This window comes from Bradyrhizobium sp. (assembly GCF_049519115.1).
In the GTDB taxonomy this organism is placed as follows: domain Bacteria; phylum Pseudomonadota; class Alphaproteobacteria; order Rhizobiales; family Xanthobacteraceae; genus Bradyrhizobium.
This window is the reverse complement of the sequence record NZ_JBEKRB010000125.1, coordinates 1-6,735: the sequence shown is the minus strand read 5'-3', so window position 1 is coordinate 6,735 and position 6,735 is coordinate 1. Positions and strand designations below refer to the sequence as shown.

The 6,735-nt window shown below is 57.4% G+C and carries 7 protein-coding genes and 1 pseudogene; 6 read left to right on the top strand and 2 right to left on the bottom strand.

Annotated elements, in window-relative coordinates; translation table 11 throughout:
* Both ABSE61_RS35480 and ABSE61_RS37160 read right to left on the bottom strand, forming a co-directional pair.
* The coding region (locus ABSE61_RS35480; RefSeq protein WP_423875825.1) for an ATP-binding protein at positions 1 to 2,746 on the bottom strand (2,746 nt) is incomplete at its 3' end.
* A gap of 427 nt (positions 2,747 to 3,173) precedes the next feature.
* Positions 3,174 to 3,544 (bottom strand): annotated as a pseudogene (locus ABSE61_RS37160) (metallophosphoesterase family protein); the annotation flags it as partial.
* Between the two features lie 96 nt (positions 3,545 to 3,640).
* Between ABSE61_RS37160 and ABSE61_RS35465 the strand changes: the two are divergent.
* From ABSE61_RS35465 to ABSE61_RS35440, 6 genes are all read left to right on the top strand, one after another.
* Positions 3,641 to 3,790: a hypothetical protein gene (locus tag ABSE61_RS35465; RefSeq protein ID WP_423875822.1), complete on the top strand. Its 150-nt coding sequence runs from the start codon at positions 3,641 to 3,643 to the stop codon at positions 3,788 to 3,790.
* Between the two features lie 335 nt (positions 3,791 to 4,125).
* Entirely contained in the window at positions 4,126 to 4,746 is a 621-nt protein-coding gene (locus tag ABSE61_RS35460; protein WP_423875821.1) for an NADPH-dependent F420 reductase, read from the top strand.
* A gap of 102 nt (positions 4,747 to 4,848) precedes the next feature.
* A complete protein-coding gene (locus ABSE61_RS35455; RefSeq protein WP_423875820.1) occupies positions 4,849 to 5,274 on the top strand; it encodes a nuclear transport factor 2 family protein in 426 nt (141 codons plus the stop codon).
* A 45-nt stretch (positions 5,275 to 5,319) separates the two neighbouring features.
* Positions 5,320 to 5,781: a nuclear transport factor 2 family protein gene (locus tag ABSE61_RS35450; RefSeq protein WP_423875819.1), complete on the top strand. Its 462-nt coding sequence runs from the start codon at positions 5,320 to 5,322 to the stop codon at positions 5,779 to 5,781.
* A 65-nt stretch (positions 5,782 to 5,846) separates the two neighbouring features.
* Positions 5,847 to 6,350, top strand: a complete 504-nt coding sequence (locus ABSE61_RS35445; RefSeq protein ID WP_423875818.1) for an SRPBCC domain-containing protein — start codon at positions 5,847 to 5,849, stop codon at positions 6,348 to 6,350.
* A gap of 61 nt (positions 6,351 to 6,411) precedes the next feature.
* The coding region (locus ABSE61_RS35440) for a nitroreductase family protein (RefSeq protein WP_490338388.1) at positions 6,412 to 6,735 on the top strand (324 nt) is incomplete at its 3' end.

Sequence of the window (6,735 nt, the reverse complement as noted above, 5' to 3'; positions counted from 1 at the left end):
GGGCCTGACTGACGCGCCCTCGATCTCGTCGTAATCGAGCAAGACTTATTGACGTTCGCAATTCCCAGGACAATGCTTGCTGGCGTCGCGCCCAATCAAGTGACTCAAGAAATATCTCTTCCGCTGCAGCCTCGCCACCGTTGACAGTGCTTAAAAGCGTGAGGTCACCCTTAATGCGAAGCAACTCCGGCAGACACCAGCGCTCTTCGTTGCGTCGAGATTGCGCCAGTGCTCTGTTTATGATGACAAGCCCCTGTGAGATATGACCGACGGTACCCAAAACTTCGGCATATTCGGCCAGCGCTTCTGTGTGGTAGAGGACGAAGCCGGCTTCGTGGAGCGCATCGATTGCGTTAAAGAGCAATTTCGAACCGGCGTCGCGTTCTCCCGTCTTGATGCCAAAATGTCCTTTGAAGCGGCGGGCCATTATCTGCCACAGAGCCAGTCCATGTCTGTCGGAATGATCGATAAGCATGGTCACGTTGCGTTCCGCCGCGCTCAGATCGCCGACGGCGAGCGTGAGCGGGCATGCCGCCGAGCCCAAGATATAACAGAGGGACAGCGAATGACCGAGGGCTAGAGCCTGGGCGACTCCCATTTCGGCTGTCCGCAAGGCTTGATCAGGGAATCCCATGATCCACGAAATTCGAGCAGCATAGGCGCTCGCGGACACGAATTGATCGAATTGGAATCGAACGGCATGCGATCGGTTGTCGCCGGGCACGAAATGACTGAGAGACCGCTCGATGTACTGCCGTCCCTTGCCATTCTCCCCCAAGAAATGGAGCGAGGTTCCGATTAGCCTCTCCCCCATGAACGAAGCAACATGATCTTTCTTTTTGGCGGCCAGATTGGCAAACTTCCGCGCCAACGCTAGAGCCGGCCGCTGTTTACCCCCGGTGACGCCGACGACCCATAGCCCCCATAGCGCTCTCAAGCGAAACTCATCATTGTCTAAAGCATCGGCGATCCTGAGAACGTCGGTCCAAGCTGACTTCGTCTCCGGTTTCGGACCTATCGAGTAGAGCGCCACTCCCAAGGCAGTGAGAAGCACCATTCTTTGCCGATCGCCGATTTGGCCTATTTCGAGTGCGCGGCTAACGCTCTTTTGACATTCCTCCATCAGAGACATGTTCTGCCAAAGCGGAACTGCGGAAATCGTAAGCCGTACGCCCAACGCCGCATCGCCGCCCGCGGAGAACGCCCAGCGCAAGGCTGCTCGCGCGTCATCAAGAAGCCCACTATAAGCGATGATCCAGTCAGGAGTATTTTGTTCGGTGCTTTTCTCCCGCGCATGTTCGCAAATCGTCAGATAATACTCAGCATGGCGACGGGCCTGTTGATCATATTCATTTCTCTCAACCAGCTTTTCCAGGGCGTACACGCGGGTGGTGTCAAGCAGACGATAGATGGCAACTGAACTTGTTAGGTCCGCTGAAATTAGAGATTTGTTCACAAGTAGAGCCAAGCTGTCAGCCACTTCGGGGGCCGTCATGTCTGCGATCGTAGTAATGTGAATCGCTGCTTCGGCCGTAAAGACGCCTGCGAATACGGCAAGTCGACGCAAGATTGTTCGTTCAGGCTCCGAAAGTAAATTATAACTCCAATCAATCGTTGTACTCAGTGCCCTATGGCGCGGCAAAGAAGCCCGGCGACCCCCTTTCAGCAACCGAAAGCGATCGTCCAGACGCCGGTGCACGCCGCCAATGCCGAATGTCGAAACCCGACCGGCCGCCATCTCGATCGCAAGCGCGTTGCCATCAAGTTTTTGGCAGATCTCAGCGATAAACGGAGCATCGGCGTCGCTCAATTGAAAACCATCGATTGCGGCGCCCACGCGCTCGACGAAAAGCTGTATGGCGGAATATCTGAACGCTTCGGCCGCCGAAAGGAGCCCAGATGTCGGAGGACACTCAAGAGGCGGTAAACGGTAGACACGTTCGCCACTACCCTGGGTGGGCTCGCGGCTTGTCGCGAGGATGACCAAACCCTCACAGTATTCGAGAAGGCCATCTGCCAACGTCGCTGCCGCCTCAATGACGTGCTCGCAGCTATCCAACACGACCAGCATCTGCTTTTGCCGCAGATGGTCGACCAAGTTCGGGGTGGGGTCAGAATAGACCGCGATGCCCAGCAACGCCGCGAGCGCGCTTGGGACAAGCGACGGATCGCTTAAACGAGCGAGATCCACGAACTGCACACCATCTGTGAAGGACGCGGCAATTTGGTCGATGATAGTCAAGGCGACGGTCGTTTTGCCGATTCCTCCCGGCCCGACGATTGTGACAAACCGATATTCCGAAAGCTGCCGTCGCAATGCTGCGGTGACTTTGGATCGACCGAAAACCCGATGGATAGGCGCTCTAGCGTTTTGCGATTGCAATGCGGCTTCGGTCGATGTCGGAGATCCGATCTCTTCGCGTTTTAAGATTGGCGCCACGAACCGATATCCTCGGCCGGGTATGTTGACGATGTATCGGTTGCCATTCAGTCCATCACCGAGAGCCTTTCGAAGCGCTGCGATATGGACCTTCAGATTACTGTCGTCGACAATGCTGTGGGGCCAAACCCGCGCTATCAGATCTTCTCTGCGTATCGACTCGCCCGCACGCTCTACGAGAGCCAAAAGAATTTCTAAGGCCCGACTACCGACCTGAACGGGCTTCCCAGATTCCAAAAGGAGGCGTTGGGTCGAGATCAGGCGGAAGGAACCAAACGAGATTGCGTGGTCGGAAGATGAGGACATCGCCTATTCCGATCCACAACTCGGGCGTCAGACCCACATTATTCCAGCCCGACAACGACCCGTTTACGACACACAGGCAATTGGCTGCTGCGCGCCCATTATTCCAACGACAATTCCACAGCACACGCAGCATACTATATCCGGTAGCAATGCACGTCGATGCTTTGAAAGTGAGAAAAACTGCTCACTTTTGCATGATCTCTGATTTGCTCTTGAAGCAAACATTCGACGCTGTGTTGGAACGTCCGGTAAGGGTTAAACTGAGACCTCGGCACTCGTTCTTGCCGCGGCCGCTTCTATCCCAAAACCAGACATCGCGGTCACCGGAGCAAAGGGCTTGACCTCAGGCTCGGATTACAGAAGGGAACGTCACGGCACGCACCGCAACTCCTATCCTGGTGGCAAATGACGCATCCTCGCGACGGGTTCATACGTCGCTGAGATCGTGGATTTCCGGCCGCAGGTTGTCCGGCGTCACGTCGATCGTCGCGAGTGTGATGGGCAACCCGAAGCGCCGCCGGCCCGCGCTTCCTGGATTCAGGTAGAGCACGCCGTCGGTCGTGTCGATCTTCGGCACATGGGAATGACCGGACACGACGGCGTCGATGCCCACGCGATCGGATCGATCTAGAGAGTCTTCAGATCGTGCAGAACGTAGATCGATTTTCCCGCAAGTCGCACGACGTCGGTTTCAGGGTATGCAACAGCCCAGTCGTCGATATCCACGTTCCCTCGGATCGCGGTAACCGGGGCGATGCGGCGCAACGCGTCTATAATTTCGGGACGTCCAATGTCGCCACAGCGCGAAGGCGAAGTCGTCCATCTCGTCCCCAACCATCTCACGATCTATCTGCTGAGCTGGCCAGCGTCGGCGACCGGGACAACAGCTTTCCTTTGCCGCACGGCCGAGGCGATGAATTCCACCACGGAAGCCCCGGCATCGATCCGCGAAGCCTGCCGCCGAAAGCACCGAAGCCGCGGGACATCTACGTTCCCGATCTGCACATCGACAGCATCAAGGTGAAGACCCGCGATTTCAAGTAACGCGCTGCCGCTTCGAAACGAGCCGCTGCTCGGCTGGTCCCCTTCGTACCAATAGCGGTCAATATTGCTCACCGCTGCAATAAACTCTCTCCACAGAGGACTTATTGCGCGGTGGGGTTGTTGGTCCATCAATCTCTGCCATCCCCCCAGCCTGCTCGCCGATTTAGACAACGGTCATTACTTCCCCGCCGGCTGAGTTGAGCGGACGGCAGCAAGCCGGGTCGCAACGAGCCCAGCGGACAGCGCGCACGCGCGCTCGGCACACACGAAATATCATCCGGGGAATGCCCCGTTAGAAACTACTACCAATACCCCAACTAATTAGGAGACTGCACATGAGCACTATCAGCATCATCGGCTCAGGAGGAATGGCCACGGCGATCAGCGGCCGTATCGCCAAGGCCGGACACGCCGTCGAGGTGCTCAGCCGCGACCCCGCCAAGGCGCGGGCGCTGGTCGACAAGCTCGCAGCAGGAGCGACCACAGGGAAGTACGGCGCCGCGCCGGAGGGCGACATCGTCATTCTCGCCGTGCCGTACACCAGCGCGTCGGCGGTGGTGACCGAGTTCGGGGGCGCGCTCGACGGCAAGGTGATCATCGACATCACCAACCCGGTCTCCCCCGACCTTACGGGTCTCGTCACACCCTACGGCAGTTCTGGTGCGCAGGAGATCGCCAAGGCCGCCCCCGCCAACGCGCATGTGGTGAAGGCGTTCAACACTCACTTCGGCCCCGTACTTGCTCGGGGTGGACGCCTCGACGCGTTCATCGCCGCCGACGATCCAGAGGCCAAGGCGCGCGTCTCAACGTTTCTCGAGAGTCTCGGGCTGCGTCCGTTCGATGTCGGCGGTCTGCACATGGCCGCAACGCTCGAGTCGCTCGGCCTGATGCTCATCGGCCTGGCCAAAAACGGCGCCGGCACCTTCGACATCGCCTTGCACGTCGATATCGGCTGAAGCACCGACACCACGTACTCACCGGCAGGTCCACAACGTTAGTTATGTCTCACGTCACCTCCAAAGCAACGAACAGACAGTCAACTGCAGGGAGGATTCAAGATGCTTAGCAATGAAGAAATCATCAGAGAACTCTACGTTGCCGGAGAGGGGCAAGGAATGGACACCAAGAAGTTTGTCTCCATGTTCTCGGAGGAAGGATACATGTTGGACATTCCTTCCGGCACGAAGTTTCGCGGGCAGGCCATTGGTGACTCTATTACCGCCCTCGCAAGTGCATTTCCTGATGTCCACCGTGAGTTACTTAACTTTTACGTCGCGGAAAACGTCGTCGTTGTCGAGCTCGCAATTCGGGGAACCCACAAAGGTGAGCTGGCCCTTGCTTCTGGGACTCTCGCTCCGACGGACAAGGCAATAGATGCCCCGTGTTGCGATGTTTTCAAACTCGAGGGCGGGAAGGTCATCTCCTTTAATTGCTATAATTATCCTTCCGTAATGCTGCAGCAACTTGGCGTCGATATCGGCTGAATCAAAGACAGCACGCGATCCGACGTAAGGGAATGGAGAGATCTCATGAGCATTCAGGAGAATGTCCAGATTGTGAAAGAGTTTTTCGCAGCAATGGGCGGCGGCGACAGGCAAGGTCTGCTGGCGTTGTCTGCCGAGGACATTGAGTGGATCATTCCGGGCGAGGACTGGCCGCTGGCCGGCACGCACCGCGGGCACGCAGGATTGGCGGCTTTGCTGCAGAAGGCTTCCGACACGGTGGAAACTTCATTTCCAAAGCCCCCCGAATTCGTAGCGCAGGGAGACCGGGTTCTAGTCGTCGGTTTCGCTAGGGGGAGAGTCAAAGCCACGAACAAGACGTTCGAGGACGACTGGGTCTTCGCCATTACCGTTCGAAACGGCAAACTGGCGAAAATCCGGGAGTATGTCGACACGCAAGCGCTGGCGCGGGCCTCCGAGATGGACGTGAGCCCTAGGCCTAGCCCATCAAGTTCGATGGCGTCGCTCATCAAATTCGAAAAGAATTAGCGATGCCGGTCGGGGCCGAGGACCTGCCGCGTTCAGCGGATGCGTTTTGGAAAAGGGATGCAGATATGTATGACCATGTGTATTGGCCTGAGCAGTACGACCCGAAGACCTCAGCGATTTACGCGCTCAACGACATTGACGTAAAGGCGTCCCCTGAAGTGGTGTGGAAGCTGCTTGTCGACGCTGAGAATTGGTCGAGCTACTTTCCTGCCGAAAATCAGGTCAAGATCCTGAGCGGTGAGCCGGAACTGGCGCTCGGCACTAAATACACTCGGGTAACCGTCGGCTTTCCAATGACGCTTGTCGTGACGGAGTGCGTGCCCGGCCGCAGACTCTCATGGTCAACGTTGGTCGACGGCGACGAGACCGGCTCGAGCGCCTATCACGGCTGGGTCATCACACCCACGGATAGTGGTTGTGATGTGCTATCCGAGGAGACGCAGCAAGGCCCCTTCTTCCTCGAGGAGATCGGGCGCAAGCATCCCGGAGCGCTCTACCGCTATCACGAGGAATGGGTCGAATGCCTTGTCCGCGCGGCCGAGGCGCAAGACGCCACGGCGGCGGCCTGACCTCCCAAGTTCAGATCCGGAATAGATAAAGCCTCACAAGACTGCAATTCAGGATGCCCAGATGAGAAACGCCGTATCGTCCGAGTCCCTCGACCAAATATTCCGGTCCGCTCGCACCTACAACGGATGGACCGATACACCTGTAGAGGTCGGCCTGGTGCGCGACCTCTATGACCTCTTGAAATGGGGTCCCACCTCGGCCAACAGCAACCCGGCGCGGTTTGTCTGGGTTCATAGTGCTGAGGGCAAGACGAAGCTTGCTGGGCTGGCGGCGGAAAAGAACCGGCCAAAAATATTGGAAGCGCCTCTGACGGTCATCATCGGCAACAATGTCGGCTTTGCCGCCGCCTTTCCAAAACTTATGCCCCACAATGTTGAAGCAATG